A 21006-nucleotide genomic window follows, 5' to 3' on the forward strand; every position below is an offset into this window, starting at 1 on the left:
AGGTCAAAGCTATTTCCTGAACCGCCACGTCTTGCTGTCGAACAACAGGCAGATGCCCGGCGACAACACGACCACCCGGAGTGTGCCGTCGCGTTCGTCGTAGTCGATTCCCTCGACCTCGAAATCGCCGCCACAACCGCTTTCCATGGGCAGCTGCCCCAGCGCGGTGACCGTGCCGGTGACGTCGCCCCCGGTCAACGGGGACGCCAAATCCACCTGCAGCAACGGTTTCGTGGTGCCGAACAGTGTCCCTTCGGGATCATCCGATGAGCACAGCAGTTGCGTCGGCGAGGTGAAGTCGCAGCCCTGGACGTCCCTGACCGGCCTGGACAGCCGGATCTGCCCGGCGAGCGGCAGGTTGCGACCGGGAGTGGTGAACGCGATCCCCGGCATCGGGTGCACGAGCAGGCGGCTCATCGTGCCCCACTCGCCCGCGACCATCCACTGTCCGTCCGGCGACACCGCCGAGAACGAGTTGTTGTTGGCTTCCCACGATTCCAGTGCGTGCGTGTACTCCGACCACGAGTTGTCCGGTGCTTGTACGCGGAACAGCTTGGCACCGCGGTCGTCGCGTTGGTACGGCTCCACGTAGAAGCCTTGTCCCGCACCGGGGTCGCCGACGTGGTTCCACCCGCGACCGGACACACCCGACGGGATGGTGCCGATCCCCGTGTAACGGAACGTCGTCCCGCTGGGACGGACGACGCTGGCGAGGCCCTGGCTCTCGTCGAGGGGGCGGGCCCGGTCGGAGCCGACCGGGTTCCACGGCCCCACGGGCGGGGCGGCGACCGCTACGGCAGGGACCAGAGACATGCTCACGGCCGCGATGGCGGCTACAACAGCAACTCTGCGCATGCGCCCCTGCATACCGGGGCGCACGCTCAGCCGTCAGCCACCACATGAGCTATTTTCATGTTTTACCGGGAGTCACTGGGGTGAGCTGGGGCGGGCCAGCCGCAGCGCCGCGTCCAGCTCGACATGCGCCTCGGGGTGGTCCGCCCACCACTTCGTGAAGTGCGGATTCCGGTCGACCACAGCCCGGTACGCATGCGCGGCACACGCGAACGCCTCGTGCGCCCGGCCGGCCACCAGGCCGTCGTTGCGGGTCGCGACCATGACCCGGATCGAGATCGGGTCACCGGCCAGCGGCCGGATCGCGATCCCGTCCCAGTTGCGGGACGCGGGCGAGGCCAACGACACAGCGCCGTTGGCGACCAGCGCCCGCGCGTTGCCGGTCTCGATGACGTGGTGCGTGATCCGGGGCGTGAACCCGAGCGCGGCGCAGGCGGTGTGCAGCTGCATGCGGGCGCTGTCGTACTCCGGGGGCAACGCCACCCAGTCGTACTTCTCCAGCTCACCCAACGGCACGACCTCGTAACCGGCCAACGGGCTCTCCGCGGAGACCGCCACGAACTGCGGCTCGTGCAGCAGCGTGCGGACCTCGATGCCGGTGAGGTGCCTGCGATCGACACCCTCGAAGTAGTCGAAGACCGCCAGGTTGGCGCGTTTGGACACGAGCATGTCCAGCAGGGTCTGCCACGACCAGTCGATCTCGGTGCGCACCTCGGTACATCGGAACCGGGCGCGCAACTCGTCCACCAGCTGGCTGACCCACAACATGGGCATCGCCGCGGCGACGAACGGGCCCTGCGACGGGACGCTGGCACGTTCGCGTGCGGAGGACAGCAGCTGGGACAGGTCGTCGAGGACCACGTGCGCCGAACGGATCACGTACCTACCGAGATCGGTCGGCACGCTGCCCGCGGGCGTTCGCTCGAACAACTGCCCACCGACCAGCCGCTCAACCGAGCGCAACTGGGCGCTCAGTGCGGGCTGGGTGAGTCCGAGCCGCGCTGCGGCCTTCGTCACACTGCCCTCTTCGGCGATCGCGCAGACCGCTCGGAGGTGGCGTAGCTCCAACTCAGCCATAAGGGTTCTTGATACCCCTTTCGGATGAGCATGAGCTAGCCCCCAGCGTCATATTTTCGCTATCCGGTCCGATTCGCCGCCGGATCGACGACAGCTCGATGGCCACTCCACAGGAGGTAGGTGCCGGGTCGGCGCGTTGGCGCCGACCCGGCCCCCGCTGTCGATCACCCTGTGTGTTCACATACACCAGACGCGTGAACTGCCGGTTCCGCGCGGTATTGGCTTAGTGACCGTCGGCACCTACATTGGGTGTCGACATGACAAGCAGCCGGTGACGGGGGAGCATGGGGCAGTTGGCGCAGCAGCGTTCTGGCTTCAGGGCGGCCTTCGGCGTGCGCGAGTTCCGCGCGCTGTGGGCGGCTGAAGCGCTTTCCCAGATCGGCGACCAGCTCGCCAGGGTCGCGCTCGCCGTCCTGGTCTACGCGCGCACCAACTCGGCGGCGCTCGCCGCGCTCACCATCGCGTTGAGCTACACCCCTTCGTTCCTGGGCTCCGCGCTGCTGTCCGGCCTGGCAGACCGCTTCCCGCGGCGCGAGGTCATGATCGTCTGCGACGTCGTGTCCGCGACCCTCGTCGTACTCATGGCGCTGCCTTGGATGCCGCTCGGTGCCGTCTGCGTGGCGATGGCAGGCGTCGCGCTGGTCGGCGGACCGTTCAGATCGGCGCGGTTGGCCTTGCTGCCGGAAGTGCTCAGCGGCGAGGCGTACGTCGCCGGTCTAGCCGTCCGCAGCATCACGATCCAGTCCGCGCAGCTGCTCGGCTTCGCCGCGGGCGGTGTGGTCGTCGCCCTGATCAACCCGTACGTCGCACTGGCGCTCGACGCCATCACGTTCATCGCGTCCGCGCTGCTGGTGCGTTTCGGCGTGCCCTACCGGCCCGCCCCGCAGCACCCCAGCGCCCGGCGTCCCTTCTGGTCGTCGTCGATCCACGGCGCACGTCTGATCGGCAAGGTTCCCGAGCTGCGGTCGCTGTTCGTGCTCGCCATGATCGCCGGGCTGTACGTGGCGCCGGAAGGCCTGGCCGTGGCGTGGGTGGCCGAACTCGGCGAGCCGACCAGGACGGTCGGCCTGGTGATGGGCGCACCGGCCGCCGGGCTGGTCATCGGCGCCTGGCTGTTCACCAAGTTCCTCGGGCCCGAGCGGCGGGTACAGCTCATCGGCCCGATGGCCATCCTCACCGGTCTGGTCCTGGCGCTCTGCGCGTTCCAGCCGACCTTGCCCATGGTGCTGGTGATCCTGACGCTGAGCGGGATCCTGGCGGCGTTCCAGGTTCAGGTCGGCGCGTCGTTCGGGACGTTGACCCCGGCCGACGGGCGGGCCCAGGTGATGGGCCTGCTGGGCTCAGGCGCCCTGACAGCGCAGGGAATCAGCGTTGTGCTGGGTGGGGTGATCGCCGAGGGGATCGGTGTCCCGCAGACCGTCGCCGTCTTGGGCGCGGTCGCGGCGGTCGCGGCGCTCCCTGCGGCGGTGGTCCTGGCAAAGACCACCGCCGTTCAGAAACTCACCGGTTGATGAAACATCGCCAGCTGAGCTGCGAATTTCAGTACTCAAAACCGCGCATGGCCGATACCTCTTCCGGAGCTTGATTCGGCAACGACAGTGTAGCGTGAGCTTGCCCAAGTTCTACCAGTCGAACGGCGACTACGGTGAGCGGTCCGAGCAGGAACGACGAACGCAGGTTTTCGATCACCAAGTGGAGCCTGTGGAAACAACCACGCTCCCTCGTGCGGTACTTTCTGACCGTCGAAGCGACCGTACTCGGTCTGTCCGTCGTGTTTCTCGTCAACGCCGAGGTGGAACCCCGCGAGTGGTGGGAGTTCGCGGCACTCTCCGTACTCGCCGTGCTGCAAGCCGAAGCCAGCCGGAGAATCGAGAAGGCCCGGCGGCTGATCACCCGAGCCATCCACGGCAACATGACGTCCGTCTGGACCTTCGCGGGCGTGATCGTGTTGCCGCCGATCCTGACTGGCGTCCTGATCACCGTGATCTACGGCCACCTGTGGCTGCGCGTCCAGCGCAAGCTGGGGACGCGTCCGGAGCACCGGGTGGTGTTCTCCGCGGCGATCATCATCCTCAGCGCCTACGCGTCGGCCGGTGTGCTCGCGGTGGGCACCTTCCTGCAACGGATGAACGGCTGGCCCCCGGCGGTCGCGCTGCCCATCATCGTGATCATCGCGGCGCTGATCTTCATCGTCGTGAACTACCTGCTCGCCGCGATGGCGGCGGTGATGCACGGCCGGTCCGGCCACATCATCGTCGCGGGCGCCGAGTTCGCACTGGAGATCGCGACGCTGTGCCTCGGTGCGCTCGCCGCGCTGGCACTGGACAACGTGCCGTACCTGATCGTGCTGATCCTGCCGCCCCTGCTGGTCCTGCACCGCGCGGTGCTGGTCAAGCAGTTGGAAGAGTTGGCGATTACCGATCAGAAGACCGGCTTGCTCAACGCGACCGCGTGGCACGAGGCGGCCCGCAACGAGCTGTCCCGGGCGGCCAGGCAGAGCTCGGGTTTCGGTGTTCTCATGGTCGACCTGGATTACTTCAAAAGGGTCAACGACACCTACGGCCATTTGGCAGGCGACGAAGTGCTGAAGGCCATCGCCCGAATGCTCAAGGAGGAACTGCGGGACTACGACTCCCCCGGCCGGTTCGGCGGCGAGGAGTTCGCGGTGCTGATCCCCGACTCGAAACCGACCGATGTCGTCACCACCGCGGAGCGCCTGCGCAAGCGCGTGACCGAACTCGAGGTGCTGGCGCAGACGGAGAACGGCGAGACGCTGATCAAGAACCTCAGCGCGTCCATCGGCGTGGCGATCTACCCGACCAGCGGCACCACGCTCGAACAACTCATGCTGACCGCGGACTCGGCGGTCTACACAGCCAAGTCCAACGGCCGCAACCAGGTCGTCACGCTGTCGACATAGCCGACTGGTTGCGGCCGCCGCCCTTCGCCGCGTACAGCGCCACGTCCGCGGCGTGCAGCAGGTCGTCCAGGCGGCCTTGGTTCGGTCTGACGCGGGCCGCCACCCCGATGGACACCGAGATGTCCACGATGGAGTGCGACACGGTGCGGACGATACTGCGGCGGATCCGTTCGGCCATCGCCATCGCGTCCTCACCCGTGGTGTCCGAGAGGAACACCACGAACTCGTCACCGCCGTAGCGGCCGATCAGGTCCCCCTCGCGCACTTCGGCTTTCAGCGTCTGCGCGACCGTGCGCAGCACCGTGTCGCCGACGAGGTGGCCGTGCACGTCGTTGACCCGCTTGAAGTGGTCCACGTCGATCATCAACAGGCTGGCGTCGACGTCACGGCCGAGCGCGGTCGACGCCGCCGTGTGCCACGCGTCCGGCTTGAGCAGACCGGTCTTCCCGTCCGACCTCGCCGACTCCCGCAGCTGGCGGATCAGCACACTCCGGTGCAGCACCAGCGTCACACCGATGATCAACAGCATCGCCGGCGGCCACTCGGTCAACGCCCACCCCGCCAGCACCCCCAGACCGACGCTCGCCGCCTCGTGCGCGTAGTCCACGCTGCCGGGCACCAGGATCGTGGTCAGCGTCGTCTCCACCACGAGGAACACCACCGCGGCCGCGACCACGACAGCGAAAGTCCGCAGATCACGCGTACCGAGGAATTGTTCGTTGCCGGTCAGCGTGAGCACGAGTTGCGCCCCGAATGCCGCGACGACCGCCGACCCGATACCGAACACTTCCCGGTACGGCAGTTGCCCGTCGACACGCAGCCACCGATAGCCGTAACAGGCCACGATCGCCACCGCGCCCAATCCGGGCGGCAGTGTCAGCGCACCTGCGAAGACCCAGATCGCATGCACGTCCAGATGCGGACTGTCGGTGAGCGTGCGCCATTCCCGCTCGATCGGCCGGGACGCTTCCGTGTAGATCAGCACGCACGTGACAAGCACGCCGAAGACGATCCACTCATGGCGGTCCGGTGTGCACCGAATAGCCGCGTTGATCGACAAAGCCGCCGCCGCCACCCCGACGAGCAGGGCGTAACCGGCTTGAGCTGGTCGTAGTTCTCGCCATATCGCCCACGATTTGACCCCCATCATCCCGCCCCCTGCGGTATGGATCCGATCAAGGCATCCCCCAGTCCCCGATCCGAACCCTTCCCAGGGTACCCGGGTACACCGGTAAATGATTGCGAGATCGGCTGAAGCTCCGATTACGCTGCGCGCATGCTCGCCGAGGAAGTCGACCGAATCGCCGTCGAGACCGGATTCGCCGGAGTCGTGTCCGTCGACCGGCGTGGCACGGTCCAGTTCGCCAAGGCCTACGGCCTCGCCCACCGCGGCTACCAGGTCGCCAACACGCTCGACACGAGGTTCGCGATCGCCAGCGGCACCAAGGGGTTGACCGCGCTGACCGTGATGAGCCTCGTCGACGAAGGCGCGCTGGAGCTGGGCACGACCGCGCGTTCGGTGCTCGGCGCGGACCTGCCGCTGATCGACGACGCGGTCACCGTGGAACACCTGCTCGGGCACCGGTCCGGCATCGGCGAGTTCTACGAGGAAGAGGACCTCGACGGCGACGAACTGCCCTATCTCCTGCCTGTCGGGCCACACGAATTGGTGAACACCGAGGATTACGTGCGGATACTCGACGGCCATCCGCAGAAGTCCCCGCCGGACACTGAGTTCTCGTACTGCAACGGCGGATATGTCGTACTCGCCCTGATCGCCGAACGCGTGTCGGGAACACCGTTTCACGATCTCGTGCGCGAACGCGTGTGCCTTCCGGCCGGAATGACGTCGACCGACTTCCTGCGGACAGATGAACCGGGTCCGCGAACGGCCGTCGGGTATATCGGCGAACGGACGAACATCTTTCACCTGCCGATACGCGGTAACGGCGACGGCGGCGTCTACTCGACCGCGGCGGACTTCACCGCGTTCTGGTCGGCGCTGTACAAAGGGGCGATCGTGCCTCCCGATCGGGTCGGGTCCATGACCCGTCCGCGCAGTGAATACGACGAGAAACTCCACTATGGACTTGGCTTTTGGCTGCCGGTCGGCACGAAGAACGTGATGCTCGAGGGTTACGACGCGGGTGTGTCGTTCCGCAGCACGCACGAGCCGGAATCCGGCCTCACCTACACGGTCATCGCCAACGATTCCGAAGGCGCCTGGCCAATGACCCGCAGACTTTCGGAAATTCTGGACTAAAGATCCGGCAGCGGGTCCGGCGGCAGGTAGTCCGGGGTCAGGATCTCCGCGTCCGCCGCCCGCACGACCGACACGTACTCGTCGTCGATCTCCAGCAGCAGCGGTCCGATCGTGACGGTCGGCGACAACGAGCCGTACAGCTCGACCGGGCCGAGCTTCGTCCGCCGCGGGTAGGTCGCCCGCACGTTCGACGGCCGGTGACGGCTGAACCACCGGCATCCGAGCACGGTGACGGTGTTGTCGGTGACCACGATGAAGTAGTCCGCCATCGCGGCGACCGAACTCGCCGGGAACAGATATCTGATCTTCTCGCCGTCGGGCAACAACTCCCGACAGCGGCCGCGCACCACCGAGGACAACGGCATCCTCGCACCCCCTCCACATCCTGCTCCATCAGTTTGCGGGTGGGCGTGCTCCCGTCAAGCCCCCATTAGTGCTGGTCACACCCAACGTCTGGATGGATCATCCGACGAGGGACGTGGAACCGGGGCCGTGCCACCGCTGGCGGCACGGCCCCGGGGACGGGGGACGTCAGTTGTCGATGGTGATGGTGAAGGTGGTCGTGGTGTTCCTGACGTCCTGGTGGTTGTTGGCGAATCTCAGGTTGTCGAACGTCACGGCGCCGACCGCCGGACCCTGGCCGGGCTCGGGCATCTCGTTGGCCCACAACCCGAATCCGGACTTGGCCTCGAACTGGTCACCGGACAGCCGCGCGCCGCTGATCGAGATGTCGGTCAGCACCGTGTCGGTGATCGGGTTCTCCGGCTGGCTGCCGGTGTACTTCGTCTGGAACATGATCCCGCTGTAGGTGGGGTCGACGATGTCCACATGGGACACCCGGATGCCCCGGTAGGTCTTGCTGGCCGAGAACATCCAGATCGCGCCGAACGTCTGCGCGCCCCAGAAGTGCCCGCCCGCCCTGACCAGCGAGATGTTCTCGAACGACGTGACGCCCGGCCCGAAGCCCTCCATCGGGTAGCCGAAGTCCAGCGAGCTGATGGTGACACCGGAGTACGTCAACGTGTCGGCGATGTACAGGTTGCGGAAGGTGTTGTTCTGCCCGCCGTACACCGCGAGGCCGGCCGCACGCCATGTCGTGGTGGACGACAGGTTCTCGTACACGTTGCCGCTCTGCCCGCTGCCGCCGGCGTCGGTCGCGGCGAACAGCGCGAAGCTGTCGTCACCGGTGGACCGGGCGTCGATGTTGCTGAGCCGGTTGTTCCTGCTGCCGTTGGTCATGTTGATGCCGTCGGCCCACATGTTGCGGATGCGCGAGTTGGTGATCGTCAGGTTCTGCACGTTCGCGCCCCAGAACAGGCACACCATGTGCTCGGTCCAGACGTTGTCGATGGTCAGGCCGCTGACGCCGTTGGCGTCGAAGACCTTGCCCGGCCCGTCGATCCGGTTGACGTAGTTGCCGAAGTAGGCGAACCCGGAGAACTGGGACGCACCCGCCGCGGCATCGACGCGGAACCCGATGTCGGTGCCTTCCTGGTTGCCCGGCGCGAGGAACCGCGAGAACCACGGTCCCGCACCGGCCACCTGGACCGGTTTGCCGTACACCTGGAACTTGCTGCCGGTCTGGTAGTCGCCCCGCGGCAGGTACACGCCGACCAGCGTGCCCGTGGTGTCCATCCGCACCTTGTCGAGCGCGTTCTGCACGTCCTGGTGGGTGAAGCCGGTGGGCACGGTGAACTTGGCCGGGTCGGGGTTGGGCTTCTCGGCCACCTGCTCGAAGTCCACGAAGTCGATCGCGTACGTGCTCGTGTTCGACGCGCTCTTCTGCAGCCTGATCTTGCTGTTGGCCGGGATCGTGCTGTCGAGCAGCACGCTGGCCTCGTCGTAGATGTGCCGCGGACCCGCGCCGGGGCTGTTGCCCGGACTGGCCTCGTTGCCGTACACCCACGAATAACGCGAGGTCAGGTTGATCGCCTTGTGAAACGTGCCGTTGACGAAGATGTCCAGCGTGGCGTTGATGCCGCCACCACCGGCCGAATCGGGGATGGAGAACCGCGTCACCAGCGTGTTGGTCGGTTGCCGGGTGGTGAACTCCACCGACGCGCCGGTCGAGTTCAGCGTGACCGCCCGCCGCCCGGACGCCTCACCGGCGAGGTCTCCGATCGTCCTGTTCGGACCGACGACCGAAGCACCGCCCGCGAGTACGCCCGTCTCGGCCTCGTAGTGGTCGTAGGGCATGTTCGCGCCCCGGCCGATGAACAACGTCTGCGTGGTGGTGTTGTTGCCCTGCTTGACCGGCAACTCGTTGCCGTCGTTGGCGATCACGGTCTTGACCGTGAACCGGCCGTTGGCCGCGGTCCACGTGCCAAGGGCCACGGGCGCCGTCGTGGCTCCAGCGGCGATCACGCCATTGTGGGCACCACTGAGGTTGGCGACGACAGCGCCCGTGTCCGCGTTCGCCACCTGCAGGGTGACGTTGTGCGCGCCGCTCGCTGACGCGATGGTGCCTTGGTTCTTGATCGCGACCGAGAAGTTGACGGTGTTGCCTGCCGACGGGTTGTCCGGCGTCCACCCGACCGGCGAGGCGATCAGGTCCGAACTGGACACGGGGCTGACAGTGAGCGCGGTGGCGTTGGTGAAGGTGTTGTTGGTTTCGTTCTGCTCGATCACGCGGTTGGTCTCGTCGACCTTCGCGATCAACTGGTACGAACCCGCCGTCTGGGCACCGATGTTCGTCGAGACCGTGGCCTGCGCACCAGCCGCCAACGCACTGACCTGGGCGGTGCCGACCTTGTTCGTGCCCAGGTAGAAGTTGACTTCCGTGGCGGCGGAGGCGACTGCGCCCGCGTTGCGGACGGTCGCACTCGCCGTGATCGAGTCCGTCTCCACCGGGGACGACGGCGACCACGACGACGTCGGGATCGTCAGGTCCGGGTTCGGCGCCGCGGCACCGATCACCTGGAACTCGGCGACCTGGCCCGCGGGCGCGCCGGAGTTCGCGGTGAACCGCAGCCGCACGTCGGCGACCCGCGCGGAGACCGGGATCGTCACGGAGTTGCCGGTCGCCGGGTCGAAGCTGTACGCCTTCGCGGCGGCCAGGCTGGTCACCCCGGAAGCGCCCTGCTCGCGGCCGAGCACTTCGATCGTCTGCGTACGCGGCCCCCAGACCGCAGCCGGGTTGAGCCGCACGACAACCGCACTAGTATCCACATTGGAACCCAGTTGGACGGTCAGTGTGTTCGGATATGAACCACCCGCGCCCTCCCAGTATGTGTTCACGTCGTTGTCGTTGGCATTCGTCGCGACAAACGTGTGTACAGTGGATGACGCGGTGATCGGTTTGCCGACAGCAAGGTTCGTGCCGCCGTTGCCGGTTCCCGCTCGCGTGACGCCGTTGCTGTTGGGTGACTGGTTTCCCGCTGCGTCCTTGGCGCGCACGAAGTACGTCACCGTCGCGCTGTCCGGTTGGTTGTCCGTGTAGGACAGTTCAGTGACCGTGGTGCGCAGGACGTTGTTGGCGTACACGTCGTACCCGATGACACCGACATTGTCCGTTGACGCGTTCCACGCCAGGTCGATCTGGCCGGAGCCCGGCTGGGTGTACCGCAGGTTCCCCGGTGCGCTCGGCGCCTGGGTGTCGCCGGTGGCGGGGCCGTAGACCTCGAACTCGGACACCTGTCCCGCGGGCCAGCCTGTGTTCGCGGTGATGTTCAGCCGCAGGTACCGCTGCGTCGTCGCGGAGTAGTTGATGGTGACCGTGTTGTTGGTCGCCGGGTTGAACTGGTACCCGGCCGAGCCGACGATGTCGGTGAACGTGCTGCCGTTGGTGCTGCCCTGCACGGCCAACGTCTGCGTGCGGGCGCCCCAGTTGGCCACCGGGAGCTTCAGCACGATCTGGGTGGTGCTGACCGAGGCGCCCAGGTCGACCTGCAGCCACTGCGGGAGCGCGTTGTTCGTGCTTTCCCAGTAGCTGCTCTGGTTCGAGTCGTTGCTGTTGCCGGGTCCGTAGCCGCCGGCCGAGCCACTCGCGGTCATCGTTTTGCCCAGCACGAGGTTCGGGCCTGCCAGAATCGTCGGGGTCGTCTCGATCTCGGCGAGCGCGCCTCCGGTTCCGGCGAAGTCGACGCGGACGTACCGGGTTACCGTGGCGGCAAAGGGTATCTGGACGGTGTTGTTGTCGCTTGGCTGGAACTTGTAGTCCTTGGCGGACACGATGGTCGAAAAGCCGACGCCGTCGTGACTGCCTTGCACGGACAGGTGCTGCGTCCTCGCCGTCCACGTGGCAGGCAGTTTGAGCACGACGCCGGAGATGCTGCGCGACTGGCCGAGGTCGAGCTGAGCGGGGCGGCCGTCGCTTCGCCAATAGGTGTTCTGATTGCCGTCGTTGATGCTGCCGACGTCGCCACCCGGGCCCGCGACGGCGGGCGTGACCAGGCCCACCAGGGCAAGGCTCGTGGCGACGAACAAGGCTGACAGCCGGAATCTGGTCATGGTGGCTGACCTCTCGTCCGGGAGCAGGTTGCACGAGAAGCTGGATCTTCCGGCCGTCTACCACAGATTTTTCGGCCGGTTGTCATTTTTTTGCGGTCGGAAGACCAAGCGTTACAGACGCGCTACGGTCACGTCAATGGTCAGTAGCGCGAAGAGCGCGGGTGTACAACGTACACATGAGACGTGTACGTTGTACACATGACACCGACGCCAGCCCGGCTCACCGCCGCGGCGCTGACGATCCTCCTGGCCGAGGGCGCACAGGCGGTCACCATGCGCAGGGTCGCGGCCGACGCGGGCGTGACCACCATGGCCACATACCGACACTTCCCCAATCGCGAAGCATTGCTCCACAAAACTGTCGACGACGCCGTCGGAGAGATCACCGCCGGCTGGGCAACCGCAGCCGCGGAAGGTGATTTCACCACTCGAACCGAACAGTTGTTGAACCTGTTCCTCGACTTCGCACTCGGGAAACCGAACCTGTACGTCTACCTGGTCGCCGAGCGGCGTCCGGACGCACGGCAGTTCCCAGACGACTTCCGGGCGGGCGGTTCCCCCGCCTTCGCCCCGATGCTCGACACGGTGGCGCGGGCGATGCGGGACGGCGCACTGCGCCAGGACGACATCCTCGAGGTCACGCTCGCCATCACCAGTCCGGTGGTCGGCCTGCTCCAGCAGTACCACGGCGGCCGGATCGACCTGCCGGAGCCGGAGTTCCGCGCACTGTGCGCCCGAACCGTCGAAAGGGTGCTCAATGGGCTCCGCTAAGTGGCTTCCTCCAGCGGCGACCGTCGCGTCGGCCGCGCTGTTGTACTTCGGCACGGGACTCTCCCCGATCCCGGCACTGGCCTGGTTGTTCCCCTTACCGCTGTTACTGGTGGCCAGGAAGCTGTCCGGCTGGGCCGCGGCGGGAGCCGGTTTCGTGGCGGGCTTCGCCGGCTCGACCAATTTCTGGTACTGGTCAGCCGGGTCGCATGACCTTTCCCTGTGGCCATGGGGTTTGGTCGTCACCACGGGGTTCGGTGTCACGTTCGCCCTGGCGGTCACGGTCTACCGCGCGCTCCCGCCGCCGCTGGCCGTGATCGCCGCGCCCGCCGCGTGGGTTTCCGTGCTGTACCTGGCATACGTGATCAGTCCGATGGGAATCGAAGGCACCCTCGTGACCAGCGAAGCCGAGGTGCCGGTGGTCACCCAGACCGCGTCCGTCCTCGGCCCGTGGGGCGTGGAGTTCCTCGTCTTCTTCATCCCGACGGCCATCGCGACCCTCCGGCCCCGCATCACGCTGGTCGCCGCCGCGGTCGCCGCCGTGGTCGTGGGCGGGGGCGTTCTCCGGTTGTCGGCCGCCCCTGGCCCAACCCAGCGGGTCGCGTTGGTCGCGAGCAACCAGAAGGGCTGGGCCGCCGATCTGGACACCGCAGCGGGCAAAGACCTGCTGACGGAGTACGTCCAGCAGCTCAACGCTCTACCTGCGGACGTCAAGACGGTCGTACTGCCCGAGGCCGCGTTCGGCTCGAAGCAGGAGTGGCCGCCTTCGCTCACCGAACCCATGCGACGGATCGCCGAAACCCGTGGGTTCACCATCATCGTCGGGTACGCGTACTGGGCGCCCAACGCGAAGTACAACTACGCCCTGTCTTTCCCCACTGGTGCGAGGTACCTGAAGCATTACGACACGGTCAGCCCGCGCGGCAACGAGCTGGTGTTCGCCGACCCCGGCCGGATCGGGATAGCGATCTGCCTTGACGTGAACTTCCGCTCACCCAGCGCGGCCTACGCCGCCGCGGGCGCCGGGATGCTCGCGTTCGCCGTCTCCGACGAGGACGACAACGGCTGGCAGCACAGCCGCACGGCACTGCTGCGTGGCGTGGAGAACGGCATGGCTATCGCCTGGGGCGGGCGGCAATCCACCATGATGCTGTCCGACGGGTACGGCCGTGTCATCGCCTCGAAGCCGACAGGTCCAGGTACGGACGGTTTCACCACCGTGGTCGGCGATGTCCCGCTCGGTCCAGGACCGACACTGTACAACCGCTTCGGCGACTGGTTCGCGTGGCTGTGTCTCGCGGCCACTGCTCTTGCTCTGGTGAGAACTCTGGCACAAAAGAAAAACAGGCCAACCGCGAACCACGGCTGACCTGCTTCTCGGGGAGGTCGGTCAGCGACCGACCTTGCGGTTGGCCCACTGCGCGACAGCCTTGTAGAAGTCACGGGCGTTGGGCGCGTAGTTGATGACGTGCCCATAACCCCGCATCGCGTAGGCGTTCAGCTGTGCCTTCGACGAGTAGTACAGCGACTCGGTGCGTTTGATCGCCTCGCCGGACGAGCAGTCGGTCGCCAACAGTCCACAGAAGACAGCGTCCTGGCCGAGGCCGACCATCACGGGAACGTCGATCAACCGCGAGTACGGCAGGATGACGGCGACCGGGAACAGGTCCACCGCCTGCGTGTGCACCGACGTGTCCTTCGTGGCCTCGTCATACGCGACGGCACCCTCGATTCGCGGTCCTGGCCGGTGGAAGATGTCGTAGCGGGTGTTCGGCAGAGTCGTGATGTAGAGCGGGTCGTGCCCGGTCCTGGAGAACTTGGGGTCGATGCTCACGGGCAGCGTCGCGGCGAACACCGTGGCCGCGCCGAGGACGTTGATCCGGTGCGCCAGACCGGTGATGAGCACGCCGTCGACGTCCTTGAACGTGCCCGCCTCGATGATCGCCACACCGGACCCGAACGAATGACCACCCAGGATGACCTTGCCGAACTTCGGGCCCCGTGCGCCCGAGCGCACCTGCTGGACCACCTCGTGCACGACCTCGGCCTCGGTGATCGCGGTCAGCAACGCGCTCAGCGGGATCGTGCTGCGGCCCGTGCCGAGCCGGTCGAGTGCCAGCGTGGCGTACCCGGCTTCGTTCAACGCCTGCCGGTAGGACCGGGTTTCCGGGCTGTAGCCGATGTCCCAGTACGAGCTGTTGTACGTCCCACCGGGGATCAGGACGTGGACCGTGTTCGAGCCGCCCGCCGGAACGCACAGCTTGCCGTACATGATCTGCGGGACCACGGTCAGCGTGACCGGGAAGTACAGGTCCTGGCATGACGACGTGGGCTCGGCCTGCGCGACCGGCGTGGTCAGGAAACCTGCCCCGGTCACGGCGAGCGCGACAGCGAGCAAGCGGCGGGACAGGGACCGTTTGAGTCCATTGTGCAACCAGCGCACGGGTGACAACCTCCATGAAGATCTGCGCGGGAACAACCTCAGGTGATCGGGACCGCGGTCATCGGCATCCGGTTCGGATAGGCAGCCGAGGTCACGGTGGTGCGAACGGGCTTGCCCGGAACCGGCACAAGCCGCCAGCGGGCGAGAATGGTGGCTACGGCGATGGTCATCTCCGTGTACGCGAACGAATTGCCGATGCACTGCCTGTTGCCCGCGCCGAAGGGGATGAACGCACCCTTGGGTAACGACGCGGCTCGCTCGGCGGTCCAACGGTCCGGGTCGAACCGGCCGGGCTCGTCGTGGAACCGGGGATCGTGGTGCAAAGCGTGGGGGCTGAGCATGAACTCAGTGCCCGCAGGCAGGCGCTGACCGGCGAGTTCGACGTCCACTCGAGCCCGGCGCATGAAGATCCAGATCGGGTACATGCGCAGGACTTCGTTGATGACCTGCCGGGTGTACTCGAGCTTCGGCACGTCTTCGAACGCGATCGCGCGGCCGCCGAGAACCTCGTCCACCTCGGCCCGGACCCGGCGTTCGACGTCCGGGTGCTTGGATAACTCGTAGAACAGCCACGTCAGTGCGACGCCGATGGTCTCGCTTCCCGCTGTCAGCAACGTGATGACCTCGTCGAAGACCTGCTGGTCGCTCATCTTCTCGCCGGTGTCCGCGTCCTGCGCGAGTAACAGCATCGACAGCAGGTCACCGTGGTCCGTGCCGTCGGCGCGCCAGGCCGTGATGACGTCGAGCACGATCTTGCGCAGCCGGTCGACGGCTTCGTCGAACCGGCGGTTGGCCGGAACCACGGGCACACGTTCAAGAACCGACGGCGTGAGCGCCCGGACCATGCCGGCTTTCAACACGATCGGGATCGAGCGGCACGCCTCGGCGATGGCCCGTTTGCCCAGCTCGGTGGCGAACAACGTCTCACCGACGATGGTGACGGCCATCCGCTGCATGTCGGCGTCGAACTCGCGCACTTCGCCGGGCTGCCACGCGTCGATCGTCTCGTTGGTGACGCGCCGCATCGTCTCCGCGTAACGCGCCAGCCTGGCGCGGTGGAACGCGGGCTGCACGAGCCTTCTCTGTCTCATGTGGAACGATCCAGCCGACATGACCAGCCCGTTTCCCATGAACGGGCGGAATCTGTCGAAGATCGCGCCTTTCTCGAAACTGTTCGCGTCGGTGACGAGCACCTGGTGTACCAATTGCGGGCTGGTCAGGAAATAAGTGTGCAGCGGACCGAGGAACAGCCGCACGATGTCGCCGTGCTCGTACAGCGTCTCGGTGAAACCCGTCCTGCGACGCAACATCGGCACGGTGTGCCCGAGGAGGACCCATCGGCCGGGTGCGACCGGGATGGTCATTTTTCTCCTAGACTTGCCGAAACGGACGGCCCACCCTAGGCGCCGAACGGTCGATTACAACAGCACCCGATCGGGTGGCGCATTGTCATGCTGATGGCGCAGCGGCTGTCGCTCAATGGCGCGAGTAGGCTCATTGTCCTTTCAGTCGGCATGAAGAGGGGATGCGGCAGTGGAGAAACAGCAGCAGGACTGGATCCCACCCGACATCGACACGGACAAACCAAGCGGCGCACGGACATACGACTTCCTGCTCGGCGGCGCGCACAACTTCGCCGCCGACCGGCAGGCCGCGGTCATGGCCGAGAAGATCATGCCCGGTATCCAGAAGGTCGCCAGGCTGAACAGGGCTTTCCTCGGCCGGACAGTGCGATTCATGATCGACGCCGGAATCCGGCAGTTCCTGGACCTCGGCTCCGGAATCCCGACTGTCGGAAACGTGCACCAGGTGGCTGACCAGGTAAGTTCCGGATGCCGTGTGGTGTACGTCGATCGCGACCCGGTCGCGGTCGCGCACAGTGAATTGATGCTCGCGACCAACGACAACGCGGCCATCGTGCACGCGGACCTCAAATATCCGGATCACGTTTTCGACAGCGCGCCGGCCCGGCGCCTGCTGAACCTCGACGAGCCGGTCGGCGTGCTGATGATGGCGTTGCTGCACTGGATTCCCGATGAATGGGACCCGGCGGCCCTGGTGGCGCAGTACTGCGATCGTGTTCCGGTCGGCAGTTACCTGGCGCTTTCGCACCTGACCACCGACCAGCACACCGAGGAGATCACCGACGCGGTCGACATGTTCAACAGTTCGAAAGGCGCCGACCAGGCCACACCGCGGCCGTACGAGGCGGTCGCGACGATGTTCGGTGACTTCGAACTCGTCGAACCGGGCCTGGTCGGCTGCGCGGTGTGGCGTCCCGGCGGGACCGGCGACGTCACCGACGATCCGGAAACGAACGCGCAGATCTACGGCGGAGTGGCGAAGAAGGTCCGCTAACGGTTGCCCAGCAGGGCAGCCAGTCGCGAGCGGCCCGATCCCGGACGGCGCAGGGTGCCGCGGCCGATCGAACCGGCCGCGGCGTCCTCGATCAACGCGCCGATGGTTTCCTCGGCGCACGTGCGGTTCGCACCGATTCCGCCGGAGGACCCGCGTTTGATCCAGCCGACGACGTACGTCCCCGGCATGCCGGCAACGCGTCCGCCGGAATTCGGAACTGTCCCGCTCGCGTCGTCGAACGGCAGTCCTGGCACCGGCTTCCCGCGGAACCCGACCGCTCGGATGACGCGGTCGGCCTTCATCGCGACCTCGCCCACGTTCCGCGTGACCCACAGACCGCTCACCTGTGCGTCGCCCAGGATCTCCGCGGGCGCGGAGGCGAACCGGAACACGATGCGCTTCGGGCCGTCCGGCGGTGATTCGGACCAGTCGATCGCCTCGCGGCGAATTCCCCGCAGCAGCGCGGCTTTCCCGGCCGAGGTGTCGACCGCCGCGAGGACAGCCGGGTCGTGCGCGTCGAGCACCAGGTCGACGTCGGTCCACCTGGTGAGGCCGAGCAGCTCCGGCGTGGTGTACGCGGCGTCGTCCGGCCCGCGCCGACCGAGCAGAACGACCTCACGGACCTTGCTCGACCGCAGGCACGCCAAGGCTTCCGGTGCGATCGACGTACCGTCCAACGTGTCCGGATCGGCGGTCAGGATCCTGGCGATGTCCAACGCGACGTTGCCCGTGCCGACCACCACGACCCGTTCGGCCGACAGGTCGACCGCGTTCGGCGGCACATCAGGGTGGCCGTTGTACCAGGAGACGACGGTTGTCGCGGGCAAACTGCCCGGCAGGTCCTCCCCCGCGATGCCAAGACGACGGGCCTCCGACGCACCGACCGCGTAGACCACCGCGTCGTACCGCGCCGCGAGTTCGGCGACGGTGACGTCCCGTCCCACCTCGACACCGAGCCGCATGCGAACCCTGGGATGCGTGTGGAAGCGTGCGAAGCTCTCCCCGATCCGCTTCGTCGACCCGTGATCGGGAGCGACGCCGTACCGGACGAGCCCCCCGGCCGTCGGCAGCCGGTCGATCAGCGTGACCCGGGCGCTGGTGTGCAGCAACAGGTCTTCCACCGCGTACATCCCGGCAGGCCCGGTGCCCACGACCGCCACGTCCAGCGAGGGAAGATCGCTGGGGATGACGCGCGTGAAGACCGTCGGGGCCCAGACGTGGAAGTTGGGCGCGGGGCTGATCTCGACGTTTTCCTTGTCCGCGTAGTACTCGGCGTTGAGGTCGGCGTAGACCCGAAGTGGGTCCGGCAGGTCCTTCGCCTCGTAGATCGCGTCGACAGGGCAAGCGTCGGCGCACGCACCGCAGTCGATGCAGGTGCGTGGGTCGACGTAGAGCATGTCGGTGGTACCGAAGTCGGGCTCGTCCGGCGTCGGGTGGATGCAGTTGACGGGACAGACCGCGACGCAAGTGGCGTCGTTGCAACAGGTCTGGGTGATCGCGAAGGCCATGTGCGTCAGATCAGGTTCGCGCGCTGGTAGAACCAGGTGGACGCGCGGGTGAGCAGACCGCAGGAGCCGAGGAACTCCATGAGACCGGAGCAGCTCGACCGCATCATCGCCTTGTGGTGCTCGTTGGCCTTGGCCTCCCGCAGGGCACGACGGGTGTCGAGACCAGCGTTGGCGTACACATCCTTGTGCACCATGCTGGTGACGATCGCGTAGGACGCAATGGACACCACCAGCGCGTTGATCTGCCTACGCAACCAACCAGCGCCCTGCAGCCGCTTACGGGTCTCGTCACGCGCGAACGCCATGTGACGCGACTCTTCGACGACATGGATGTTGGTGATGGTGCGCACGAAGGGAGCCACCCGCTCGTCACGCATCCAGTCGCGTTGCATGACGTCGAGAACCTCTTCGGCGACGAGGATGGCGGCATAAGCGGCCTCGCCGAACGCGATGGTCTTGAAAGCACGGCCGAGTTCGACCACAAGCCGCTTCGGCCGGTAGGCCGGAGCGCCCAGCTTGGCGGCGCCCCGCGCGAACATGATGGAGTGCCTGCACTCGTCGGCGATCTCGGTGAGCGCCCACTGGAAGTCGGGGTCGGTGGGGTCCTTGGCGTAGAAGTCCCGCAGCACCATCTGCTGGAGGATCATCTCGAACCAGATGCCCGTGCTGGCAACGGAGGCAGACTCCTGCCTGGTGAGCTCCCGCTGCTGCTCAGGGGTCATCTCGGCCCAGTACTTGGTGCCGTAGAGCGTGGACCACTCCGGGCTGGCGCCATGGAAACCCTTGTCCAACGGGGTTTCCCAGTCGACCTCCTGGACGGGGTCGTAGGACAGTATCTCCGACGAGTGCAGCAGCCGCTTGGCCAGCGCTTCGCGGCCAGAACCGGCTACCACGCCAGTGGTGACCATGGAAAACCTCCTGGTAGATGACCGCATCTAGGTGTTACCTGAAGTTACAGTTACCTAAGGTAACGCATAATCCGGCGATCCGCACCCACCAGTCCCCAACTACTGGGAAAACACGCGCAACAGCCCAACACCCCACCTGGCGATGCTCACGAACTGACAAGCCCGGGCGGTCGGCAGAGCTCGGCACGCTCGTCGAAGCGCCCGCACCTCTGTCCACAGTCCCTGCGACGAGGGTGCACACCGCGCACGCCCGTCGACCGCCGCGACCATGCCTGTCGGTCGACCCGTTCGCTGGTCGGGCTCACCGAAGGCGGTCTGGACCCCCATCTGACCAGCAGGAAGAAAATCTATGGTCGCTGGAGTAGACATTCGATCGTAGGTGTGTGTAGTATTCTCGTCATAGCCAAGAAGAAAAGGTCAAGCAGGCGCGGGAGAGGACGTAACTACCCGCGAAGTGAGACAACGGTCGTCGGTTATGACGGTTTCGACGAACGTCCGGACGGCCGTGCAGTAACACCGGGACCAGAAGTTCCAGGCAGTACCAGTCCCGGTGAGCAAGTAAGTGCATGGTGTGGGTGGAGACGGTGCGCCCACGATGTTTGATGAAGTAGCAGTGCGAGGACAGCAGTAACGACGGTCAGGTGGCCGCAGCCGGTCAGGAGAAGGGGTTGCGGCCACTGATCAGTGGCGTATGACGCGTGCTGGGGCCGATCTAGGCAAGGGGTTCCAGACGGTGATCGCCACAGCAGTACCGAACCAGCAGGATCAAGGAAGAGACAGAAGGGAAGGGACACGTCATCTGATCGCCCGTCGTGGCTGTAGTTCGCCGGGCGGGTACCGCAGGCCCATCGGATTGGTAGGTGGTTCTCGGTTACTGACAAGCGATCCCCGCGATCTGTACCCATGGGTTGGACGCGGGTACGTCCAACCGGTCTCACGGCCGGTTGACGATGATGAAACCCACCCAGGGCCCCGGGAGCGCGATATGCGCTCCCGGGGCCCCTTCGTGATGTGGAGGCTCGATGATCCCTGACCCCCGTAACACGCCCGCGCCCGGCGCGGGTGACAAGTTCGATGATGAGCATTACCCCGCCTACACCATGGGGCGGGCTGCGGAGATGCTGGGCACCACGCCGGGATTCCTGCGCAGCCTGGACGAAGCGAAACTGATCGAACCGCAGCGCTCCGCCGGCGGGCACCGCCGTTACTCGCGCCACCAACTGCGGTTGGCCGCCCGCGTTCGGGAACTGGTCGATCAGGGCACCGGCCTGGACGCCGCCTGCCGGATCGTCACCCTCGAAGACCAACTCCACGAAGCACAACAACTCAACGAGACGCAGCGCCTCAACACCGAACCGCGCCACCAAGACTGACAACGCCCCGGCCGTGCTGGGCCGCACGGCCCAGCAGCAGACGCAACGCAACGACCGGCGGCTTCCGCCGCCCTCACATCGCCGTCG

General features: G+C 66.4%; 16 protein-coding genes. 7 read left to right on the plus strand and 9 right to left on the minus strand.

Features of this window, described 5'->3' with window-relative positions:
- Positions 1 to 9: 9 nt before the first annotated feature.
- Together ALI144C_RS29345 and ALI144C_RS29350 are read right to left on the minus strand one after the other, a co-directional pair.
- A complete protein-coding gene (locus tag ALI144C_RS29345) occupies positions 10 to 855 on the minus strand; it encodes a hypothetical protein (RefSeq protein ID WP_076990534.1) in 846 nt (281 codons plus the stop codon).
- Between the two features lie 72 nt (positions 856 to 927).
- Positions 928 to 1929 (minus strand): LysR family transcriptional regulator, encoded by a 1002-nt coding sequence (locus ALI144C_RS29350; RefSeq protein ID WP_076990399.1) that lies wholly within the window; start codon positions 1927 to 1929, stop codon positions 928 to 930.
- A 284-nt stretch (positions 1930 to 2213) separates the two neighbouring features.
- On the opposite strand from ALI144C_RS29350, the gene ALI144C_RS29355 reads away from it, so the two are divergent.
- Both ALI144C_RS29355 and ALI144C_RS29360 read left to right on the plus strand, forming a co-directional pair.
- Positions 2214 to 3440 (plus strand): MFS transporter, encoded by a 1227-nt coding sequence (locus tag ALI144C_RS29355; RefSeq protein ID WP_076990400.1) that lies wholly within the window; start codon positions 2214 to 2216, stop codon positions 3438 to 3440.
- A 212-nt stretch (positions 3441 to 3652) separates the two neighbouring features.
- The gene (locus tag ALI144C_RS29360) at positions 3653 to 4849 is read left to right on the plus strand and encodes a GGDEF domain-containing protein (RefSeq protein WP_237774364.1); all 1197 of its coding nucleotides are present in this window, start codon (positions 3653 to 3655) and stop codon (positions 4847 to 4849) included.
- Here the strand turns inward: ALI144C_RS29360 and ALI144C_RS29365 are convergent.
- Positions 4833 to 5996: a GGDEF domain-containing protein gene (locus ALI144C_RS29365; protein WP_076990535.1), complete on the minus strand. Its 1164-nt coding sequence runs from the start codon at positions 5994 to 5996 to the stop codon at positions 4833 to 4835. The two genes, ALI144C_RS29360 and ALI144C_RS29365, sit on opposite strands and share 17 nt — an antisense overlap.
- A 129-nt stretch (positions 5997 to 6125) precedes the next feature.
- On the opposite strand from ALI144C_RS29365, the gene ALI144C_RS29370 reads away from it, so the two are divergent.
- Positions 6126 to 7112 carry a serine hydrolase domain-containing protein gene (locus ALI144C_RS29370; protein ID WP_076990401.1) on the plus strand — a complete coding sequence of 329 codons (987 nt, stop codon included), beginning with the start codon at positions 6126 to 6128 and terminating at the stop codon, positions 7110 to 7112.
- Here the strand turns inward: ALI144C_RS29370 and ALI144C_RS29375 are convergent.
- Together ALI144C_RS29375 and ALI144C_RS29380 are read right to left on the minus strand one after the other, a co-directional pair.
- Positions 7109 to 7477, minus strand: a complete 369-nt coding sequence (locus tag ALI144C_RS29375) for a hypothetical protein (RefSeq protein WP_076990402.1) — start codon at positions 7475 to 7477, stop codon at positions 7109 to 7111. The genes ALI144C_RS29370 and ALI144C_RS29375 overlap by 4 nt on opposite strands.
- 166 nt (positions 7478 to 7643) lie before the next feature.
- Positions 7644 to 11561, minus strand: coding sequence for a discoidin domain-containing protein (locus tag ALI144C_RS29380; protein ID WP_076990403.1), 3918 nt, complete (start codon positions 11559 to 11561; stop codon positions 7644 to 7646).
- Positions 11562 to 11759: 198 nt separating this feature from the next.
- Here ALI144C_RS29380 and ALI144C_RS29385 point away from each other — a divergent pair, with 198 nt between their 5' ends.
- On the plus strand, positions 11760 to 12332 hold the full coding sequence (locus tag ALI144C_RS29385; RefSeq protein ID WP_076990404.1) for a TetR/AcrR family transcriptional regulator: 573 nt from the start codon (positions 11760 to 11762) through the stop codon (positions 12330 to 12332).
- Positions 12319 to 13698: a nitrilase-related carbon-nitrogen hydrolase gene (locus ALI144C_RS29390; RefSeq protein WP_076990405.1), complete on the plus strand. Its 1380-nt coding sequence runs from the start codon at positions 12319 to 12321 to the stop codon at positions 13696 to 13698. Before ALI144C_RS29385 ends, ALI144C_RS29390 begins: the two co-directional genes overlap by 14 nt.
- Positions 13699 to 13719: 21 nt before the next feature.
- Here ALI144C_RS29390 and ALI144C_RS29395 read toward each other — a convergent pair whose 3' ends face one another.
- Together ALI144C_RS29395 and ALI144C_RS29400 are read right to left on the minus strand one after the other, a co-directional pair.
- A complete protein-coding gene (locus ALI144C_RS29395) occupies positions 13720 to 14772 on the minus strand; it encodes an alpha/beta fold hydrolase (protein ID WP_237774365.1) in 1053 nt (350 codons plus the stop codon).
- 38 nt (positions 14773 to 14810) lie between these two features.
- Positions 14811 to 16136, minus strand: coding sequence for a cytochrome P450 (locus ALI144C_RS29400; protein WP_076990406.1), 1326 nt, complete (start codon positions 16134 to 16136; stop codon positions 14811 to 14813).
- 169 nt (positions 16137 to 16305) lie between these two features.
- Between ALI144C_RS29400 and ALI144C_RS29405 the strand changes: the two genes are divergently transcribed.
- A complete protein-coding gene (locus ALI144C_RS29405) occupies positions 16306 to 17130 on the plus strand; it encodes an SAM-dependent methyltransferase (protein WP_076990407.1) in 825 nt (274 codons plus the stop codon).
- Here ALI144C_RS29405 and ALI144C_RS29410 read toward each other — a convergent pair.
- Positions 17127 to 18638, minus strand: a complete 1512-nt coding sequence (locus ALI144C_RS29410; protein WP_076990408.1) for an FAD-dependent oxidoreductase — start codon at positions 18636 to 18638, stop codon at positions 17127 to 17129. The two genes, ALI144C_RS29405 and ALI144C_RS29410, sit on opposite strands and share 4 nt — an antisense overlap.
- A 5-nt stretch (positions 18639 to 18643) precedes the next feature.
- On the minus strand, positions 18644 to 19546 hold the full coding sequence (locus tag ALI144C_RS29415) for an AurF N-oxygenase family protein (protein ID WP_076990409.1): 903 nt from the start codon (positions 19544 to 19546) through the stop codon (positions 18644 to 18646).
- A 1022-nt stretch (positions 19547 to 20568) separates the two neighbouring features.
- On the opposite strand from ALI144C_RS29415, the gene ALI144C_RS29420 reads away from it, so the two are divergent.
- Positions 20569 to 20919, plus strand: a complete 351-nt coding sequence (locus tag ALI144C_RS29420) for a helix-turn-helix domain-containing protein (RefSeq protein WP_076990410.1) — start codon at positions 20569 to 20571, stop codon at positions 20917 to 20919.
- Positions 20920 to 21006 lie beyond the last annotated feature (87 nt).

The sequence above is a fragment of the Actinosynnema sp. ALI-1.44 genome (assembly GCF_001984155.1).
Taxonomy (GTDB): Bacteria; Actinomycetota; Actinomycetes; order Mycobacteriales; family Pseudonocardiaceae; genus Kibdelosporangium.

What these genes read in the sequence shown, in the direction of transcription:
- ALI144C_RS29350 (WP_076990399.1), bottom strand. Translation starts at nt 1,929, where the DNA reads ATGGCTGAGTTGGAGCTACGCCACCTCCGAGCGGTCTGCGCGATCGCC.
- ALI144C_RS29410 (WP_076990408.1), bottom strand. Translation starts at nt 18,638, where the DNA reads ATGGCCTTCGCGATCACCCAGACCTGTTGCAACGACGCCACTTGCGTC.
- ALI144C_RS29400 (WP_076990406.1), bottom strand. Translation starts at nt 16,136, where the DNA reads ATGACCATCCCGGTCGCACCCGGCCGATGGGTCCTCCTCGGGCACACC.
- ALI144C_RS29355 (WP_076990400.1), top strand. Translation starts at nt 2,214, where the DNA reads ATGGGGCAGTTGGCGCAGCAGCGTTCTGGCTTCAGGGCGGCCTTCGGC.
- ALI144C_RS29390 (WP_076990405.1), top strand. Translation starts at nt 12,319, where the DNA reads ATGGGCTCCGCTAAGTGGCTTCCTCCAGCGGCGACCGTCGCGTCGGCC.
- ALI144C_RS29375 (WP_076990402.1), bottom strand. Translation starts at nt 7,477, where the DNA reads ATGCCGTTGTCCTCGGTGGTGCGCGGCCGCTGTCGGGAGTTGTTGCCC.
- ALI144C_RS29415 (WP_076990409.1), bottom strand. Translation starts at nt 19,546, where the DNA reads ATGGTCACCACTGGCGTGGTAGCCGGTTCTGGCCGCGAAGCGCTGGCC.
- ALI144C_RS29365 (WP_076990535.1), bottom strand. Translation starts at nt 5,996, where the DNA reads ATGGGGGTCAAATCGTGGGCGATATGGCGAGAACTACGACCAGCTCAA.
- ALI144C_RS29420 (WP_076990410.1), top strand. Translation starts at nt 20,569, where the DNA reads ATGATCCCTGACCCCCGTAACACGCCCGCGCCCGGCGCGGGTGACAAG.
- ALI144C_RS29380 (WP_076990403.1), bottom strand. Translation starts at nt 11,561, where the DNA reads ATGACCAGATTCCGGCTGTCAGCCTTGTTCGTCGCCACGAGCCTTGCC.
- ALI144C_RS29370 (WP_076990401.1), top strand. Translation starts at nt 6,126, where the DNA reads ATGCTCGCCGAGGAAGTCGACCGAATCGCCGTCGAGACCGGATTCGCC.
- ALI144C_RS29345 (WP_076990534.1), bottom strand. Translation starts at nt 855, where the DNA reads ATGCGCAGAGTTGCTGTTGTAGCCGCCATCGCGGCCGTGAGCATGTCT.
- ALI144C_RS29385 (WP_076990404.1), top strand. Translation starts at nt 11,760, where the DNA reads ATGACACCGACGCCAGCCCGGCTCACCGCCGCGGCGCTGACGATCCTC.